Source organism: Gilliamella sp. M0320, from assembly GCF_016101635.1.
GTDB lineage: Bacteria > Pseudomonadota > Gammaproteobacteria > Enterobacterales > Orbaceae > Gilliamella > Gilliamella apis.
Genome location: NZ_JACFQD010000006.1, coordinates 147,908 through 166,338 on the forward strand (window position 1 = coordinate 147,908; position 18,431 = coordinate 166,338).

The 18,431-nt window shown below is 35.5% G+C and carries 18 protein-coding genes; 4 read left to right on the forward strand and 14 right to left on the reverse strand.

The window, feature by feature from the left end:
• Positions 1-64: 64 nt before the first annotated feature.
• Positions 65-1,297: an oligosaccharide MFS transporter gene (locus tag H3T83_RS08965; RefSeq protein ID WP_165755218.1), complete on the reverse strand. Its 1,233-nt coding sequence runs from the start codon at positions 1,295-1,297 to the stop codon at positions 65-67.
• Between the two features lie 204 nt (positions 1,298-1,501).
• Here H3T83_RS08965 and H3T83_RS08970 point away from each other — a divergent pair, with 204 nt between their 5' ends.
• A complete protein-coding gene (locus tag H3T83_RS08970; protein WP_086360769.1) occupies positions 1,502-2,506 on the forward strand; it encodes a LacI family DNA-binding transcriptional regulator in 1,005 nt (334 codons plus the stop codon).
• 40 nt (positions 2,507-2,546) lie between these two features.
• On the opposite strand, the gene H3T83_RS08975 is transcribed toward H3T83_RS08970, so the two are convergent.
• Positions 2,547-4,016, reverse strand: a complete 1,470-nt coding sequence (locus H3T83_RS08975) for a glycoside hydrolase family 32 protein (protein WP_065652055.1) — start codon at positions 4,014-4,016, stop codon at positions 2,547-2,549.
• A gap of 291 nt (positions 4,017-4,307) precedes the next feature.
• Here H3T83_RS08975 and H3T83_RS08980 point away from each other — a divergent pair, with 291 nt between their 5' ends.
• Positions 4,308-5,267: an aminoimidazole riboside kinase gene (locus tag H3T83_RS08980; protein ID WP_065613721.1), complete on the forward strand. Its 960-nt coding sequence runs from the start codon at positions 4,308-4,310 to the stop codon at positions 5,265-5,267.
• The gene (locus tag H3T83_RS08985) at positions 5,268-5,837 is read left to right on the forward strand and encodes a sugar O-acetyltransferase (RefSeq protein WP_370528029.1); all 570 of its coding nucleotides are present in this window, start codon (positions 5,268-5,270) and stop codon (positions 5,835-5,837) included. It abuts the gene before it with no gap.
• Between the two features lie 15 nt (positions 5,838-5,852).
• Here H3T83_RS08985 and ispC read toward each other — a convergent pair whose 3' ends face one another.
• The 10 genes from ispC to H3T83_RS09035 form a co-directional block, all read right to left on the reverse strand.
• Entirely contained in the window at positions 5,853-7,031 is a 1,179-nt protein-coding gene (gene ispC / locus H3T83_RS08990; RefSeq protein WP_198215575.1) for a 1-deoxy-D-xylulose-5-phosphate reductoisomerase, read from the reverse strand.
• Between the two features lies 1 nt (position 7,032).
• Entirely contained in the window at positions 7,033-7,794 is a 762-nt protein-coding gene (gene deoR, locus H3T83_RS08995; protein ID WP_198215576.1) for a DNA-binding transcriptional repressor DeoR, read from the reverse strand.
• Between the two features lie 59 nt (positions 7,795-7,853).
• Positions 7,854-8,519, reverse strand: a complete 666-nt coding sequence (deoC, locus tag H3T83_RS09000; protein ID WP_198215577.1) for a deoxyribose-phosphate aldolase — start codon at positions 8,517-8,519, stop codon at positions 7,854-7,856.
• Positions 8,520-8,757: 238 nt separating this feature from the next.
• A complete protein-coding gene (gene frr, locus H3T83_RS09005; protein ID WP_198215578.1) occupies positions 8,758-9,315 on the reverse strand; it encodes a ribosome recycling factor in 558 nt (185 codons plus the stop codon).
• Between the two features lie 30 nt (positions 9,316-9,345).
• Positions 9,346-10,080: a UMP kinase gene (gene pyrH, locus H3T83_RS09010; protein ID WP_065579131.1), complete on the reverse strand. Its 735-nt coding sequence runs from the start codon at positions 10,078-10,080 to the stop codon at positions 9,346-9,348.
• Between the two features lie 119 nt (positions 10,081-10,199).
• Positions 10,200-11,060 carry a translation elongation factor Ts gene (tsf, locus tag H3T83_RS09015; protein WP_065579132.1) on the reverse strand — a complete coding sequence of 287 codons (861 nt, stop codon included), beginning with the start codon at positions 11,058-11,060 and terminating at the stop codon, positions 10,200-10,202.
• Positions 11,061-11,144: 84 nt separating this feature from the next.
• Positions 11,145-11,882 carry a 30S ribosomal protein S2 gene (gene rpsB, locus H3T83_RS09020; RefSeq protein WP_065579133.1) on the reverse strand — a complete coding sequence of 246 codons (738 nt, stop codon included), beginning with the start codon at positions 11,880-11,882 and terminating at the stop codon, positions 11,145-11,147.
• 356 nt (positions 11,883-12,238) lie between these two features.
• Positions 12,239-12,574, reverse strand: a complete 336-nt coding sequence (locus H3T83_RS09025; RefSeq protein ID WP_198215579.1) for a zinc ribbon domain-containing protein YjdM — start codon at positions 12,572-12,574, stop codon at positions 12,239-12,241.
• Positions 12,575-12,669: 95 nt separating this feature from the next.
• Positions 12,670-13,440, reverse strand: a complete 771-nt coding sequence (locus tag H3T83_RS09030) for a class I SAM-dependent methyltransferase (protein ID WP_065613727.1) — start codon at positions 13,438-13,440, stop codon at positions 12,670-12,672.
• 14 nt (positions 13,441-13,454) lie between these two features.
• Positions 13,455-13,802, reverse strand: coding sequence for a cupin domain-containing protein (locus H3T83_RS09035; RefSeq protein WP_065579136.1), 348 nt, complete (start codon positions 13,800-13,802; stop codon positions 13,455-13,457).
• 215 nt (positions 13,803-14,017) lie between these two features.
• Here H3T83_RS09035 and H3T83_RS09040 point away from each other — a divergent pair, with 215 nt between their 5' ends.
• Positions 14,018-14,731, forward strand: coding sequence for a Crp/Fnr family transcriptional regulator (locus tag H3T83_RS09040; protein ID WP_198215580.1), 714 nt, complete (start codon positions 14,018-14,020; stop codon positions 14,729-14,731).
• 39 nt (positions 14,732-14,770) lie between these two features.
• On the opposite strand, the gene H3T83_RS09045 is transcribed toward H3T83_RS09040, so the two are convergent.
• Together H3T83_RS09045 and tuf are read right to left on the reverse strand one after the other, a co-directional pair.
• Positions 14,771-16,837, reverse strand: coding sequence for a TonB-dependent receptor domain-containing protein (locus H3T83_RS09045; RefSeq protein WP_198215581.1), 2,067 nt, complete (start codon positions 16,835-16,837; stop codon positions 14,771-14,773).
• A gap of 381 nt (positions 16,838-17,218) precedes the next feature.
• Positions 17,219-18,403 carry an elongation factor Tu gene (tuf, locus tag H3T83_RS09050; RefSeq protein ID WP_034900851.1) on the reverse strand — a complete coding sequence of 395 codons (1,185 nt, stop codon included), beginning with the start codon at positions 18,401-18,403 and terminating at the stop codon, positions 17,219-17,221.
• Positions 18,404-18,431 lie beyond the last annotated feature (28 nt).

Genomic DNA, 18,431 nt, shown 5'->3' on the forward strand with positions numbered 1-18,431 from the left:
CAAACAGATGATAATTTGTGAAATGGGAACCGACTGTTCCCATTTTTATTCAATTATTGAGTTATTATTGATTATTTGCTTGTTTATTATCACTTAAAGTAAATATCGCGATGCATGAAATGATTAGCACGATACTAGCAAGTATATAAAAAGTCGTTGAATAACCATGATTATCAAATAATTTACCCACAGGTTTTGACAACACAATAACCCCTAAATTTGATGAAATATTAAAACCAACCAAATAAAGTGTTGCTGAAAGTCTGGCATCGAAATTAGCTACAATATATTTGAACATTGCCAAAATAAATAGTGGAATTTCAATTGCATGAAATAGTTTGACCAAAGAGATTAGATAGACATTATCTAAGCTTGCTGATAAACCTATTCGACAAATCATAACTAATGCCGCCACTAATAGTGATTTTTTAGCTCCCAATTTATTAATAAAATAAGGTGCAATAATCATACAACTTGCTTCAAGAAAAACTTGGAATGAATTTAAATAACCATAAATTTTATAACCGGTTTCCTCTTTTTCGAAAAAACTGGTGTAAAAATTCGGAAATAGCTGTTGATCATAAATGGTATAAAAACTGAAAGTACCAATAATAAAGACAACAAATAGCCAAAATTTACGAAGAGCAAAAAGTGATAATATTTCACTGATTGTAGGAATATTTGGCTTCGGTACTATTATTTGCGGTGTGTTATTGCTTACCGATAATTTTTGTGTAGGTTTAAAAAATAAATTGATGATGAAATAGATAGCTGCGACGCCAGAAGCGAGCCAAAAGTTAATATGTGGATCAATGCCAAATGAAAGACCAGCAACAAGAGTCGCAGCAGCATAGCCAAATGAGCCCCAAAATCTTGCTGGGCCAAATTCAAAGTTACATAAACGACTTATCCGCTCGATAAATGAGTCAATTAAGGCACTGCCAGATATAAAGCCTGCACTTAATACCGGTGCTCCGATACAAACACCTAATATAAAATCCTGCCTTAATAGAGGTTCATAAACATAAATCAAAAAAGGGCCAATCAGTATCATCATGATACTTTGAAAAGTAACAACCGCTTTTCCTATCTGTAATTTATCTTGAATGAAACCGTAAAAGATCATAAAAAACATGGCTGCAGCAGAATTAGCTGCATACACAACCCCTAGTTGTTCTCCGGATAATCCAATTTTGCTTTTAAGCCAAATCGCATAAAAAGACCACCAAAGCGACCATGCAGCATAAAAGGTAATAAGATAGCCTGATGAGAACCAATAATTTTTATTTTTTATCATATCTATATTCATTTTTTAGTCTCTTCTATTGGGTAGTTTAACGTTAACATGTTAATGTTAACATTATGGTCATAATTGAAATAAAATAGATACAATCAGATCTCATAAATGTTACTTTCCTCACACTTTTTATCATTTTTATTTGTGGTATCATCACACTAACTAAATATTAATTATTTTTATGCTGAGTAAAAGGATCCAACTATGGCTTCACTAAAGGATGTGGCTAAACTGGCATCTGTTTCATTGATGACAGTGTCTAGAGCGATTAATAATCCTGAAAAATTAAATAAACAAACTTATAAAAAAGTGAAGAAAGCTATTGAAGAATTGAATTATGTGCCCGATTTATCGGCACGTAAAATTCGAGGTGATAATTCAGGACCACATGCTATTGGTGTGCTGGCATTAGAAACGGCAACGACACCATTTTCAGTTGAATTACTTCAGGCAATAGAAAAAACGGCACAGCAACATGGTTGGAATACATTTATTGTCAATTTATTTGATGATAAAGATGCTGATCATGCGATTAATACGCTTTTATCTTATCGGCCTAATGGTATTATTTATACCACAATGGGATTAAGAAAAGTTGAACTACCTGAAAAACTATTAGGTAAGAATCTAGTATTAGCCAATTGTATTAGTGATTCAGAACAACTTGCTTGTTACATTCCTGATGATTATTCTGGTCAGTATCAAGCCATGCAAAACGTGATCAACAAAGGCTATAAAAAACCACTCTGCATCTATTTATCAGAAAATACCTTAGCTGGTAAAATTAGACGTAAAGCGGTTGAACAAGCATGGCTAGATGCAGGTAATGATTTAGCGGATATCACAAGCTATCATACGTCTATATCCCCTGATAATCTTGCGTTAGAGTATATGATGACGGTAGAGATCTTAGCAAAACATTGTATTAAAAAACCTGATTTTGACGTATTGATCTGCGGTAATGATCGCATAGCTTTTGTTGCATATCAATTTTTACTTAGCAAAGGGTTTCATATACCGAAGGATATCGCCGTTCTTGGCTATGATAATATGGTTGGCACTGGTGAGCTTTTTTATCCTGCACTGACTACCGTGCAATTACCTCATTACGAAATAGGACAAGCTGCTGCCTTACATATCATTAATGGCCTAAGCGAAAAAAATGTCACGCATATCCCATCGCCTTATTTAGCACGAGAATCTGTCTAGAGTAAAAAAACCACCATAATATGGTGGTTTTTATTGTCAATTATTGATAAATAGATTTTAATTGCCAGCTTTCTAATTTGCTAATTCTTGCTTGTCCATTTTCAGCAAATAAATTAATTAAACGTGTAGCTGGTAATTTTGGATAAATACGGCTTGAAAGACTATATAAATCTTTGTTGACGAAAACCTCGACTGATGATGCATCCACAAAAATATGCAATGTTACTTTTTTGTTTTTTGGTAATGGCACGCTGCGATAACCTTTTAAATCGAGTCCAGAAAGGCTTCGATCAAGAACCAGTCGATTAGATTGCAAGTCAATATACAATAATGTAGCTTGTTTACCATCTGAGGTGGCAGCGAGTTGTAAGCCAAAACGTTCGGCATTACTATTGGCTAAATCAATTTCAACATTAACTTCACAACTAATTGACTCGATATCGGTATTTTTTAATTCATTATTTAATGTGATATTGGTTAATAATTGCGGTTTTTCTCGCAAAGCTTCAAGTTCTTTTACTGGTCGGTTACGAACTTTGTTTTGGCGGTCTAGTATTAATTCACGTGGTAAAGTAAAAACCCCCATCCATTTATCGTGTTTACTTGGCATTTTTGACTCCCACATATCCATCCATGCAAATACAATTCGGCGACCATCAGCGGCAAGAAATGATTGTGGTGCATAAAAATCATGACCAAAATCCATCTCTTGGAATGATTTAATGACGGTAAATGGTTTACCAGGTTGCCAATCACCAACAATATAACCTGACTGGAATCGATTACGATATTGATAACCTTTAGCGTGCATGCCTTGTGGTGAAAACATCAAGATCCATTTATCACCCAATGGGAAAAAGTCAGGACATTCAAGCATATAAACATTAGGATCAATATCACTGATAAGTACTTGATCAAATATCCAATCTTTTAAGTCAGTTGAGCGATAAAGCAATACTTGCCCGATGTCATTGGCTTCTCGTTGCCCAACCACCATCCACCATTTTCCTTGTTGTTGCCAAACTTTAGGATCACGAAAATGCATAATCCCTTCTTTTGGTGTCAGCACAGTACCATGTTTTTCGAAATGAATACCATCTTTACTGGTAGCAAGACATTGGGTTTCACGAATATGTTCATCATTGCCTTGACCATTTAGCCAGATATGACCAGTGTAAATTAAGCACAGTTCACCATTATTATCTACCGCTGAACCAGAGAAACAACCGCTTTGGTCATAATCATGATCGGGTGCAATAGCAATAGGTAATCTTCGCCATGTAATCAGATCATCACTTACTGCATGACCCCAATGCATAGGCCCCCAATTTTCATCATAAGGATGATGTTGGTAAAAGGCATGATATTGCCCTTTATAATAAACTAATCCATTGGGATCGTTCATCCAGCCAGCTGGTGGTGCTAAATGAAAATGAGGGTAATACTGTTTATTTATTTGTTGTTCTAGTTTTTCTACAGCTTGGTTTGCTTTATCAATTGCAGTATTCATAACATTACCTTCGTTCAAATTGAGTTAAGTTAATATAATTACATACTACCTCAAAATATTTGTTAACGTTAACCTATAATAAAATAAACGTTAATTTATGTGATACTAGTCACATATTTTTAACGTTAACAATGATTTTTTTTATAAATGTTTTAGTTTATTATTAATATTGATTATCAGCATATCAATTAATTAGTCATTAATTAACTAATTTAATCGAAAAGTATAGTGCAATAACATTAATCGTGTTACATACATTCAATCCCTTTTAACAATAATATGAGTGACAAAATGAAAAATACAAAAGTATGGTCTCTTGGTGATGCCGTTATTGACTTATTGCCATTTGGTGAAATGAACTATCGAGCTTGTGCTGGCGGGGCTCCCGCGAATGTTGCCATTGCGATAGCTAAGTTAGGGCTACCATCGGCTTTTATTGGTCGAGTTGGTAATGATCCATTTGGCCACTTTATGGAAAAAACTTTTTGTGAACATCATGTTGATTGTCAAAGTCTTGAAAAGGACGATGAGCATAGAACGAGTACAGTGGTAGTTGATTTAGGAGACAATGGTGAACGCAGTTTCACTTTTCTTGTTTCGCCTTCAGCTGATCAATTTTTATCTGAACAAGCATTGCCGGATTTTAATCAGGACATTTTACATTTTTGTTCTTTGGCGTTAGTTGGCACAACCTGTCGACAAACATTAAAAACAGCTATTGAAAAACTGACTGCCAAAAATGGCTTAATTAGCTTTGATATTAATTTGCGCGAACAAATGTGGCAGGATAAAAATGAAATGCGCACTATTATTACCCAATTTTGTCACGATGCAGATATTCTTAAACTTTCAGATGAAGAGCTATTCTGGTTAACGGAAAGTCAAGATTGGCATGTAGCACTTAATAAATTGCAACAACATTATAATGCACCACTTAAATTAATCACTAAAGGTAAAGACGGTAGTATTGTGTTATGGCAAGGTAAAACGTTTAGTTTTGACTCTTTCCACGTTAATAGTATTGATACAACAGGAGCAGGCGATGCATTTGTTGCTGGATTACTTAGTAGTATTGCTTCATCGGGAATGCCGGAAGATAAATTAATGTTAGAAAGTATGATGACGATAGCTAGCGCTTGTGGGGCATTGGCTACTACTAAAAAAGGCGCATTAACAGCATTACCGGATAGTGCATTTTTACAATCCTTTATTAGTGATAACCCAGCGCTAATTGCTAAACAAATGGTGTAAATAATGACAGAAAAACAAAAAATGCTAACAGGACTACTTTATGACCCTAGTATCGATGAACTTGAAAAAGAACGGCTTTATGCCCAAGATATCTGTTTTCAGTTAAATCAATTATCGCCAAGTGCTATTGATAAACGGCAACAATTATTCAAGACATTATTAGGAAAAACGAAACGGAAATTTACCATAATGCCAGGTTTTCAGTGTGATTACGGCTATAATATTGAAATCGGTGAGGATTTTTTTGCTAATTTTAATTGTATTATATTAGACGCAGCTAAAGTAACATTTGGTGATAATGTGCTTGTCGCGCCTAATTGCGGTTTTTATACTTCAGGTCATCCACTTGATAGCCAAACAAGGAGTAGTGGATTGGAGTTTGCTAAACCGATTACGGTTGGTAATAATGTTTGGATTGGCGGTAATGTTATTGTATTACCTGGTGTAACAATTGGTGATAATAGTGTTGTTGCTGCCGGAAGCATTGTTGATCGTGATATACCTAGCAATGTTATTGCTATGGGGTGTCCCTGCCGAGTTCATAAAAAGTTAGCAGGGGAATGCTCTTAACTTTTTGGCCGATTGCTATAAGTTTGCGCAGGTTTGTCTTGCCCACAGATCGATAGCAAATACGTCTTCAATCGTGGTTGGTTCAGGAAAATCAAGTGTTTCTAAAACTGTTGCTACCTGTTTAGCAATATCCATAAAGCCGATTTTATTTTGTAAAAATGCCGCTACCGCCATTTCATTAGCCGCATTGAGTGCCGTTGTTGCTGCTTGTCCTTGATTGAATGCCTCAATAGCTAACTTTAAACAAGGATAACGGTTAAAATCGGGTTGAGAAAAAGTCAGTGATGAAATTTGCGTAAAATCTAATGCCGGCACGCTTGATGCAATTCTATCAGGATAAGACATTGCATAAGCAATTGGTGTACACATATCAGGCATTCCGAGCTCGGCAATTACGCTACCATCTTGGTAACGAACCATTGAATGTATTATTGATTGTGGATGAATGATAATTTCCATCTCTTCTTCACTGGCATTAAACAGCCAACGAGCTTCAATATATTCTAGTCCTTTATTCATCATGGTAGCAGAATCGACAGAGATTTTCTTACCCATTGACCAATTAGGATGAGCAACCGCTTGTTCAGGCGTAACTGTGGTTAATTGATTTAACGGTAAATCTCGAAATGGTCCTCCTGAACCGGTTAGGACAATTTTGGTGATACCATAATCGGCTAAATTAGCAAATCCTAAATTTTGTTGAACTTCTGATGGGAGGCTCTGAAAGATTGCATTGTGCTCACTATCAACTGGTAATAACTGTGCTCCATATTGTTTAACTGCCTGCATAAATAAATGGCCACAAGTTACCAAAGATTCTTTATTCGCTAACAAAATCCGTTTGCCTTTTTTAATGGCGGCAAGAGTAGGTTTTAATCCTGCAGCCCCGACTATAGCTGCCATTACCATATCTACTTCAGTAAGCTCTGCTAAATCGCATATAGCTTGTTGACCATGAAATACTTCAATATTTAATTTTAGGTCTACGAGATTTTTTCTAAGTTGCTGTGCTGCTTCTTCATCAGCCATTGCGACATAATTTGGCCTAAATTCCAAACATTGTTCAGTCATTTTGCCAACATTCTGCCCACCAGTTAAAGCAAATGCTTTAAATAAATCTGGATTTTGTCGAATAACGGCCAAAGTGCTGCAACCTATTGAACCAGTTGAGCCTAAAATTGTGATATTTTTCATATTAGTAAATTAAACTTATGTTGTTTTCATTAAAAAAAGAGACAAATCTCTCATCGGGCAGTTTATCAGTAATTATCTGATCGAACAAAGTCAATTCACTAATAAATGCCGGCTTTATTTGATTAAATTTAGTATGATCGGCAATCAATATTTTTTGCGCTGATTTTTTCATTGCTTGTTGCTTCATATCTAATTCTTCAAAATGATAACAAGTTACCCCTTGTTGCAAATCAATACCTGCTGCTGAAATAAAGGCTTTATTCGGACAGATAGAATCTAACTGGTTGGATTGATGTAAACTTGTAAAGATAGAATTATTTGGTTGGAATTGACCACCGCATAAAATGATCTTACATTTAGGTTTATGTTGTAGTGCCAATAAACTATTTAATGAATAACAGATAGCAGTAAATGCAATATCATTATCTATTGCATTAATGATAAAAGGCATGGTGGTGCCACAATCAAAAAATATTGTATCGTTTTCATTGATAAATTGACTAACAAGTTTTGCAATATAAGCTTTTTCTTCAACTTGCTTATCCTGCTGATCTGAAACGAAATATTTTGCGATTGAATGACGGTCTTCATTGACAATATAGCCACCTAAGACAATTAATGAGGAGGGGCAATTGTTAAGATCACGCCTGATAGTCATTTCTGACACTGCTAATTTTTTTGCCGCTGCTTTTAGGTGGATCTTGTCAGTGTTTTTTAGGATTTCAAGGAGTTCATTTATTCTTTTTTGTGGTTGAGTTTCCATTGTTTTTCCTAAATAACAAAAAGCTACATAATATATATGTAACTTATTGTTATGATTGATTAGTAATTGCTAGATGATGTACTGTTACCTGAAACGATTGCAATACCAGCACTTGCGCCTAAACGATTTGCACCAGCTTGAACCATTTTTTCGGCAGTCATACGATCACGAATACCACCAGACGCTTTTACGCCCATATTTTCACCGACTGTTTCACGCATTAATTTAACATCTTCAACTGTTGCGCCAGAAGTACTAAAGCCAGTAGATGTTTTGACAAAAGCAACGCCAATATCTTTACAAATTGTACAAACTTTAACAATTTCTTCTTTGGTTAATAAGCAAGTTTCTAAGATAACTTTTAATGGTACTGAACCGCAGGCTTTGAATACCGCTTCGATATCATTTTTAACTGCATTCCAATTATTGCTTTTTAGCCAACCGACATTGATTACCATGTCAATTTCTTCTGCACCAGCTTTAACAGCCATTTCTGTTTCATAAGCTTTAGCTGACGTAAGCATAGCACCAAGTGGAAAACCGACTACTGAACATACTTTTACATCACTACCTTTTAATAACTCTGCCACTAAAGGTACATAGCCAGAATTAACGCACACAGAATAAAAATGATATTCTTTTGCTTCATCACAGAGTTTTCGAATCTGATCTTCAGTCGCATTCATCGCTAATAAAGTATGATCAATATACTTTGCATAATCCATAAGGGTTTCCTTAAATTTTTTATTAATGTTAAATCTAGTTAATTTTGTTAATCTGTAAATAGTAATGTTATAAAAATAACAAATATAACCAAATAATGTTACTTTAATAACATTATATCGCTAATTTGTGAGAATTTGAAATATAACAACTGCTATTAATATGTTAAAGAAATAAATAAAAACGCCCAATTTTATTAAATTGGGCGTCAAAATGGTATTTATGAATTTTTGAAATAGATTAGAAGTCCATTAATTCTTTCTCTTTCTCAGCAAGTACTGCATCTAATTTTTTAATAGCAGCATCGGTTGCTTTTTGAATTAAATCTTGTGATTTACGTTCATCATCTTCAGAAATTTCTTTATCTTTCAATAATGCTTTGATTTGATCATTGGCATCACGACGGATATTACGGATCGATACACGGCCTTGCTCTGCCTCACCACGAACAATTTTAGTTAAATCACGACGGCGCTCTTCAGTAAGCGGTGGCAGAGGAACTCGAATAACGGTACCCGCTGATGCCGGATTTAATCCTAAATCTGAAGTTAAAATTGCTTTTTCAATTAATGGTGTTAATGATTTATCAAACACGGTAATTGCAAGGGTTCTTGCATCTTCAGCAACGATATTGGCTAATTGACGAAGTGGTGTTGGGCTACCATAATACTCAACCATAATGCCATCTAATAAACTTGGCGATGCACGACCAGTTCTAATTTTAGAAATATGATTCTGAAACGCATCAATACTTTTTTCCATGCGCTCTTGCGCTTCTTTTTGAATCTCATTTAGCATAATAATAAAAACCTTTTTAAATAAATAAGACTAGCAGCTAACTGTAGCCTGATTATTGATTAATGTTCCTTCTGATTCGCCTAGAATGACGCGACGTAATGCCCCCGGTTTATTCATATTAAACACACAAATTGGTAGATTATGATCACGAGCCAATGTAAATGCGGCTAAATCCATCACTTTTAATTCATCATCTAACACTTTCTCGTAATTAAGTGTTTTATAAAGTGTTGCATTAGGATCTTTTACCGGATCGGCTGAATAAACACCATCAACTTTGGTTGCTTTTAAAACCACATCAGCTTCAATTTCAATACCTCTTAAACAGGCTGCTGAGTCAGTTGTGAAAAATGGGTTACCGGTTCCAGCCGAAAGGATAACGACTTTACCATGTTTAAGCAAGCTGATTGCTTCAGTCCAGCGATAATCATCACAAACGCCGTTTAATGGAATTGCCGACATCAAACGGGCATTAACTTCAATTCGGTGCAATGCATCACGCATAGCAAGACCGTTCATTACTGTGGCAAGCATACCCATATGGTCACCAACAACACGGTTCATGCCTGCTTTAGCAAGTCCTGCACCACGAAATAGATTACCACCCCCAATAACAACAGCAACCTGAACTCCCATGTCGATAAGTTCTTTAATTTCTTGAGCCATACGATCAAGAACGGTTGGATCAATACCAAAACCTTCATCACCTTGCAGCGCTTCACCACTAAGTTTGAGAAGGATACGTTTATAGAAAGGGGTTACCATATGAAGTCTCACTATTTCGTTATTTAATTACTTAAAAAGCTAGCATAACTAGCCGGCAATCATTTTAAAATATTTTGTGGATAAACAAAACCGCCATGAAGGCGGTTTTGATAAAACAATTAAGATTGTTTCGACATCGCAGCCACTTCTGCTGCAAAATCAACTTCGACTTTTTCGATACCTTCACCCACTTCAAAGCGGATAAATGATGCAACAGTCGCTTTTTTCTCAGTAAGTAAATCACCAACTGTTTTGCTTGGATCCATTACAAATGGTTGACCAGTAAGTGATACTTCACCAGTGAATTTACGCATACGGCCTTCAACCATTTTTTCTGCGATTTCACGAGGTTTACCAGATTGCATTGCAATATCAATTTGAATATTACGTTCATGCTCAACCACATCTGCAGGTACATCGCTAGGGTCAACATATTCTGGTTTGCTTGCTGCAATGTGCATTGCAATGTGTTTAACTAATTCTTCATCACAACCACTGTTAGCTGCAACTAAAACACCAATACGTGCACCGTGTTGATAACTACCAACTACATCGCCAGTAATTTGTTGAACACGACGGATGCCGATGTTTTCACCAATTTTAGCAACTAATGCAGTACGTTCTTCTTCAAATTTTGCTTGTAAAGCTGCAATATCAGTGATTTTATCATTTAAAGCAGCTGTTGCTACTTTATCACTGAATTCTAAGAAACCAGCATCTTTAGCAACAAAGTCAGTTTCACAGTTAATTTCTAAAATAACACCAACTTTTTTATCTGCTGAAATTTTAGAAATAATTACACCTTCAGCTGCTACACGACCTGCTTTTTTAGCTGCTTTGGCTTGACCTGATTTACGCATGTTGTCGATAGCAAGATCGATATCACCATTTGCTTCAACTAATGCTTTTTTACATTCCATCATACCTGCGCCAGTTCTTTCGCGCAGTTCTTTTACCATAGAAGCGGTAACTTCAGCCATTTTAAAATCCTCTATTTAACCATTATGATGATTTTCATTAGAATGGGTCGACGATATTATCGACCCTGAAAATATTTGAGTTTATTATTCTGCTGCTGGAGCTTCTTCAACAAAGCTTTCTTCAGATACTGGAGATTGGTTTTGTTCACGACCTGAACGTACTGCTTCAGCAACTGCGTTTGCATATAATTGAATTGCACGGATTGCGTCATCATTACCAGGAACAATGTAATCAATACCATCTGGATCTGAGTTAGTATCAACAACAGCAATGACTGGAATACCTAAATTGTTAGCTTCTTTGATTGCGATATGTTCATGGTCTGCACCAATAACAAAAATCACATCGGGTAAGCCACCCATATTTTTAATTCCACCCAAGCTATTTTCTAATTTAGCCATTTCACGAGCACGCATAAGTGCTTCTTTCTTGGTTAATTTATCAAATGTACCATCATTAGCTTGTGTTTCTAAATCTTTTAAACGTTTGATTGATTGACGTACTGTTTTCCAGTTAGTCAACATACCACCTAACCAACGGTGATTAACGTAGTATTGTCCACAGCTTTCTGCTGCTTGTTTAATTGCTTCACTTGCAGCACGTTTTGTACCAACAAATAGAATTTTACCTTTACGCGCAGCAACTTTGTTTAATTCAGCTAATGCTTCATTGAACATTGGTACTGTTTTTTCAAGATTGATGATGTGAACTTTGTTACGAGCACCAAAAATAAATGGTTTCATTTTTGGGTTCCAATAACGAGTTTGGTGTCCAAAGTGTACACCTGCTTGTAACATATCGCGCATTGATACTGTAGTCATGATTTCCTCATTTTTACGTTGGGGTTATGCCTCCACATATCCGCTTTATCCGACCTTATTACTTTAAGTAAAAGGCACCCCGGCAAAGAGTAATGATATGTGTGTGTTATAACGTTAATTAATTATTAAATTTTATGCTGATGTTTCATTATTATTTTCAATAAAAATAATCTGAAATATAGCGCGCGTTTTATACCACATTTAAATTAAGATTACCAGAAGTATTTATTTTTATAGGTGATGAAATATTAGTTTTTTATTAAAGGTTGTGGATTTGGTCTGGAAAAATAACGATATAAGCTAACAAAGTCAATTTATTAGCTTATATTAAAAAAGTTGCATGTTGCTTTAAATCATTAAGCCTTTTTAACAAAACAAGCTTTAAGCATTACTTTCATGCCATCGATTTTACAATCAATTTCGTGGTCACCGTCTACTAGACGAATGCCTTTAGCTTTAGCCCCTTTTTTGAGGACGGTTGATGAGCCTTTTAATTTTAAATCTTTAATCAAAATAATATCATCGCCATCAACTAACAAATTACCATTGCTATCTTTAACTTGTAATTCATCGGTTGTCGAAGTTTCTTGATTTGGATCCCATTCGAGTGCACATTCCGGACAAACATAAAAAGTACCATCGTGGTAAGTGTGTTCAGATTGGCAAGCCGGGCAATTAGGTATAGATTCCATAGTTTTTCATTAATCCAAATTAAATAAAATGATGTCCACTATAGCAAAAAAAGACTATTTAGTCATGATATTCAGCTATACCTAATAGTTTTTTATTATTTCGGTTTGACACTACAGATAGCAATGTAATTAAGGTATTTTTTATTTTTTCTAAATGTTTTAAACATTTTGATAAATTGTGGTCGATTTTGTTTATGTAATGCATTACCAACAATTTTGATTGCACCAAAAAATCCTTCATCGGTAATCATACCTCGTGGTGACATTAACGTCATAGCGGCATGTTCTGATTTTATATTGATAAATCCTATAGTTGAAAAAAGATTAATCCATTCATCATGACTCATAGGCTGTGCATTAACATTGATCGCATTATGAATTTGTGCCGTGACGTCTTGAGAGTTTTCTGGATTTACTAACATAATGTCATGCGTTAATAATTTTCCACCTGGTTTTAATACTCGAAAATACTCGCTGAGTAAGCGAGCTTTCGCTTTGTCTGCATACATGGTTAACATCGCTTCATTAATTACAATATCAAAGCTGTTATCAGGGAAAGGTAATTTGGAAGCGTCGGCTTGTTGTATATCGACTAACTGACTAACATTATTTTTTATAACATTTTGTTTGGCTTTCTCTAATGCCATTTTATCCATGTCGATACCAATAATATGGCATTTAAATCGCTTAGCTATTTCGATAGAGGTCGTACCCATATTGCATGCGATCTCTAACACTTGGCTTTGTGGCGTAAATTCTGCTTGTTTAAATAACCATTCCGTAGCTTTCTTTCCCCCTGGGCGTAACCTTGTTTTCCCTAAACGAGCAAGAAATTTATGGCCAGCTTCTTTTTTAATTTGTTCCATTGTCTATCCTTAGTTTAATTAGTCTTTAATGTGATTTCTCTCAACATAATTAATAGCATTTTTGCTGGTATTGGTGCTTCAACAGCATGAGGGATATTAGCTGGCATTTTTACTATCGTTCCTGGTTCAGCTTTAACTGGTTTGCCATCAATAATTAAATTTAATTGCCCTTCTATGACCATAACGATCGCATCAAATGGTGCACTATGTTCAGAGAGCCCTTGTCCTTTATCAAAAGCAAATAAGGTTAAGTTACCACCAGATGTTTTAGCTAATACTCGACTAGCAATACCTTGCTCCGTTTGTTTAATTAATGAAGCTAAATTTAGTTCTTGTGCTGGAGGAATAGTATTATTTGGCATAAGATGCTCCTGTTTTTCAGTAAGTGCAAAACAAAATATAATTGTTATTTTGGTCAATGCTTATGATATAGGTTATAAGTGGTTAAATTATTATTGTTAAAAAGCATTATATTTCATATGGTTATTGATAATTAATAATAAGGCTTTATTTATTGTAATAAGAATTATTATCAATTATATTGAAGTCATTCTAAAGTTATTATTAGGCAATCCCTATGACATTTGTCAAAAATATACCAACTCAAGATGAGATTTTAACTTGGTTAAATAATGTAAAAATGTTTGATGGGTTAACCACTGATGCATTAATACCAATCCTTGAAAATGCTAGTTATATGGAATTTAGTACCGGTGAGCTAATTAGTTATGAAGGTATGCCTTTTTCTGGTTGTTCTTTGGTTCTTGCTGGTAAAGTTGAGGTATTTAGAAATACTTATTTAGGTGAAGAAAAAGTTTTTGGGATTTTTTCGCCTTATGAATTAGTTGCCATTGCTGCAGTGTTTATGCCTCATAATCGCTTTCCCATGACAATTCGAGCAAAAACTAATTGCTCATTATTATTACTTGAAAAAAATAGCGTATTACAAGTTTGTATGAATAATCCTATTGTTATGCAACGTTTGTTAGTTCAATTTAGCATAAAACTATACGAACAAATCAATAATATCGATTGGTTAACCTCAAGCTCGGCAGAACAGCGTTTAGCTGCTTATATTTTATCGTTATCTTCGAAACAAGATACAAGTTTTGTGTTACCAATATCACGCAGTCAATTGGCAACTAAGCTCGGTATCCGTTATGAAACGTTAAGCCGACTAATTTCTAGTTGGCGTAAACAAAAAATAATTGAAATTAAATTGAATCAGGTAACAATTTTAAAGAGAACCTATCTTCACCAGCTTACGCTTCCTTCACAACGTTCATTTTAAGTAGCTGTATCTGACAGCATTACTGTCAGATACACTTTTTTAGAAGTGATAAACAAGCCCACTATTGAGATTGAATCCCATAGCTGGGAATAAAGTATTTTCTTGTTTTGATTTTACTACATCATTAGCAACCGAGGCGGTAGCATAATGTTTGTTGGTTAGGTTATCTGTAGTTAAATAAGCCGACCAACCATTAGGATTTTGATAATTAATTTTAAAGCCTAAAGCTACATATTTATCTCGGTATTGAACATTCATATTATTGGCATGATCAACCGGCGTATTAGTTGGGGACCAGTGAATATTTGGGCCAAGTGTCCAGTTATCATATTTATATAAAATTTCTGCAGTAATCGTATTTCTTGGGATGCCGGCAATATAATTACGATTATATTCGCCACCCATAAAACGAAAATCGTTATACGTCCAAGCTAGACGATATTCAATATCGCCAGAAATAAAAACTGAAGGTATTAGTCCTTTTAGGCCTGCTTCTATCCCTTGATGACGTGTTTTGGCGCCATAATTAAATACTCCTATTGCCGTTCCACTTGAGTCGTAAGTGGTAATATATTCATCTTTAATGATGCTTCGATATAAAGCAATATCCCAGTTTAGTTCTTGGGTTATCTTTCCATTACCACCAATTTCGGCAGTAATGCCTTTTTGACGATTTAATTTGTTAATTTTGGCTTTCATGCCATCGCTAGTAATAATTTCACGAAAGGATGCGGGTTCGTTACTGGTGCTTAAATTGGCATAAAATCGCGTATCATTTGTTTGATTCCAAATTACCCCTAATTTAGGTGACCAAAATGTCCATGCTTGATCAAGGGCGTTTTTATTGTGCCGCGCATCAACCTCTCGTTTGGCATGCGTAATTTTAGTATCTAAATTGAGTTGCCATTCATTGTTGATTTGCCATGAGGAACCAATGGATCCATATACGTTTTCTGCGGTAGCATCATATTTTCCCAGTGAACGTTTATTCATTTTGGTATGACGTCGATTCATCAATAATTGACGATCAAGATTGGTTTTATCCCATGCTAGAGCTGATCGATAGCTAAAATTATCAAAGGTCATATTATAAGTTAATTGACTACCAATAGTGTTACTATCACTTAAAACATAATCGGTTGGCGTAACAAAATTATCATGGGTACGCTGATACCATAATCCTAGCTCAATGGCTTGGTTATCTAGGGTCCAATTTGCGCGGTTAGCAATACGCCCCTGTTGAACATTACGATGCGGATCTCGCATTTGCACAACTTTAAAAATACTCGTTGGATCACTTTTGCTTTTACGTTGCGATAAAGGTCCTGGAATATCAAAACGTAAATCTGTCCAACTTAACCATGTTCTATTTTCAAAGTTTTCATTACTATAACCAAAGTTAGATCGAACTGTTTTCCGTTGCGAGGTTGAATGATCTCGATAACCATCAAAATGGTCATAAGATAGGCTAATGCGACCATCCATATCATAACCGCTATGACCTAATGCGATTTGCGCGGCTTCTCGACCAAATGCTCCATATTCATAACGAGCACTACCAAGTTCATCTTTTCCTGTGTATGAGATGAAATTCAATTCTCCCCCTAAACTATTAGCTTGAGGATGGGTATTATTGGCTCCACGGTAAACTGAAATTAACCGAGCTTCACGCATATCTAAGGTACTAATATGGAAATCACCATCAGCATCCGTGATAGGTAGCCCATCTTGTAATAGTAAGACACCTCGTGATAGCGGGGCACTTTGCACTCCGGAACCACGAATGTTTAATCTTGGTTGATCTGTACCGCCAAAAAAGTTTTGAATAATAATTCCAGGTTGATAATCAAGCGCATCTTGTAGTGTGGATAATCTATTTTCCTGTTCTGGAATGATTAAGTTAGTTGCCCCAGCAGTTTGTTTCTGTTTAACTTGTTCCTGCTGAAAAGTCGGAGACAATGAATTTTTTTTGTCATCGTTATTATCATTAGGGGTAACTATAATTGTATCATGACTGGTCTCGGCGAATGTATAACCGCTAAACATCATGGGCGAATAGAATAGGGTTAATATACTTATTTGAATAACTTTATTTTTTCTGCACATAACATCTTACTTCTCATTCGATTTAATGATAATGATTATTATTTACACAAAAAACAAGAAACACTATGACATTTGTCAAATATAACAAAAAATAAACAATAAAAGTTTAAGGAATAGATTATCTCAGGCTTTTGTCAATCAAGAATAATAGTATAAATTATTTTTCTTAGTTGCTTTTTCTTAGTTTTGGTAATGCCTTTAGCAGCTATATATAGCTGCATCTTCACTGATATCGCCTTTAGCTTGATACCTAGGTCTAAATAGGTTAATTAACCTGTTTAATTCGTTTAGTTAAATATTGAGGACAATAAAAAAGGTGCACAGAGTGCACCTTTTTGGAACTGATAAGAGCATTTAACATGCTCTTTAGTTACGCTTAAATTATTTGATAACTTTAGCAACAACACCAGCACCAACAGTACGACCACCTTCACGGATAGCGAAACGTAAACCGTCTGCCATTGCGATTGGGTGAATTAATGATACTGTCATTTTGATGTTATCACCTGGCATTACCATTTCTACGCCTTCTGGTAATTCGATAGTACCAGTTACGTCAGTTGTACGGAAGTAGAACTGTGGACGATAACCTTTGAAGAATGGAGTATGACGACCACCTTCATCTTTACTTAGAATATACACTTCTGATTCAAAATCAGTATGTGGAGTAATTGAACCTGGTTTTGCTAATACTTGACCACGTTCGATTTCTTCACGTTTTGTACCACGTAATAATACACCTACGTTCTCACCAGCACGACCTTCGTCTAGTAATTTACGGAACATTTCTACACCAGTACAAGTTGTTTTAGTTGTTGGTTTGATACCAACGATTTCAACTTCTTCACCAACTTTGATTACACCGCGCTCTACACGACCTGTTACTACTGTACCACGGCCTGAGATTGAGAATACGTCTTCGATTGGTAATAAGAATGGCTTATCAATGTCACGCTCTGGTTCTGGAATGTAGCTGTCTAATGCTTCTGCTAATTCTACAATTTTGTCTTCCCATGCTGCATCGCCTTCTAACGCTTTAAGCGCTGAACCACGAATTACTGGTGTATCGTCACCTGGGAAATCGTATTGAGATAGAAGTTCACGTACTTCCATTTCAACTAATTCTAATAACTCTTCATCATCAACCATATCACATTTGTTTAAGAATACGATGATGTAAGGTACACCTACTTGACGACCTAAAAGAATGTGCTCACGAGTTTGTGGCATTGGACCATCAGTTGCTGCTACTACTAAGATAGCACCGTCCATTTGTGCCGCACCAGTGATCATGTTTTTAACATAGTCAGCATGGCCTGGGCAGTCTACGTGTGCGTAGTGACGAGTTGGTGTATCGTATTCAACGTGTGAAGTATTGATGGTGATACCACGAGCTTTTTCTTCTGGTGCGTTATCGATTTGATCGAATGCACGAGCTTGACCACCGTATTTTTTAGATAATACTGATGTGATCGCTGCAGTTAAAGTTGTTTTACCATGGTCAACGTGGCCGATTGTACCAACGTTAACGTGGGGTTTTGTACGTTCAAATTTTTCTTTAGACATCTTAATGTTCCTTTATTAAATCACTTCC

What these genes read in the sequence shown, in the direction of transcription:
- H3T83_RS08965 (WP_165755218.1), bottom strand. Translation starts at nt 1,297, where the DNA reads ATGATAAAAAATAAAAATTATTGGTTCTCATCAGGCTATCTTATTACC.
- H3T83_RS08970 (WP_086360769.1), top strand. Translation starts at nt 1,502, where the DNA reads ATGGCTTCACTAAAGGATGTGGCTAAACTGGCATCTGTTTCATTGATG.
- H3T83_RS08975 (WP_065652055.1), bottom strand. Translation starts at nt 4,016, where the DNA reads ATGAATACTGCAATTGATAAAGCAAACCAAGCTGTAGAAAAACTAGAA.
- H3T83_RS08980 (WP_065613721.1), top strand. Translation starts at nt 4,308, where the DNA reads ATGAAAAATACAAAAGTATGGTCTCTTGGTGATGCCGTTATTGACTTA.
- ispC (WP_198215575.1), bottom strand. Translation starts at nt 7,031, where the DNA reads ATGAAAAATATCACAATTTTAGGCTCAACTGGTTCAATAGGTTGCAGC.
- deoR (WP_198215576.1), bottom strand. Translation starts at nt 7,794, where the DNA reads ATGGAAACTCAACCACAAAAAAGAATAAATGAACTCCTTGAAATCCTA.
- deoC (WP_198215577.1), bottom strand. Translation starts at nt 8,519, where the DNA reads ATGGATTATGCAAAGTATATTGATCATACTTTATTAGCGATGAATGCG.
- frr (WP_198215578.1), bottom strand. Translation starts at nt 9,315, where the DNA reads ATGCTAAATGAGATTCAAAAAGAAGCGCAAGAGCGCATGGAAAAAAGT.
- pyrH (WP_065579131.1), bottom strand. Translation starts at nt 10,080, where the DNA reads ATGGTAACCCCTTTCTATAAACGTATCCTTCTCAAACTTAGTGGTGAA.
- tsf (WP_065579132.1), bottom strand. Translation starts at nt 11,060, where the DNA reads ATGGCTGAAGTTACCGCTTCTATGGTAAAAGAACTGCGCGAAAGAACT.
- rpsB (WP_065579133.1), bottom strand. Translation starts at nt 11,882, where the DNA reads ATGACTACAGTATCAATGCGCGATATGTTACAAGCAGGTGTACACTTT.
- H3T83_RS09025 (WP_198215579.1), bottom strand. Translation starts at nt 12,574, where the DNA reads ATGGAATCTATACCTAATTGCCCGGCTTGCCAATCTGAACACACTTAC.
- H3T83_RS09030 (WP_065613727.1), bottom strand. Translation starts at nt 13,440, where the DNA reads ATGGAACAAATTAAAAAAGAAGCTGGCCATAAATTTCTTGCTCGTTTA.
- H3T83_RS09035 (WP_065579136.1), bottom strand. Translation starts at nt 13,802, where the DNA reads ATGCCAAATAATACTATTCCTCCAGCACAAGAACTAAATTTAGCTTCA.
- H3T83_RS09040 (WP_198215580.1), top strand. Translation starts at nt 14,018, where the DNA reads ATGACATTTGTCAAAAATATACCAACTCAAGATGAGATTTTAACTTGG.
- H3T83_RS09045 (WP_198215581.1), bottom strand. Translation starts at nt 16,837, where the DNA reads ATGTGCAGAAAAAATAAAGTTATTCAAATAAGTATATTAACCCTATTC.
- tuf (WP_034900851.1), bottom strand. Translation starts at nt 18,403, where the DNA reads ATGTCTAAAGAAAAATTTGAACGTACAAAACCCCACGTTAACGTTGGT.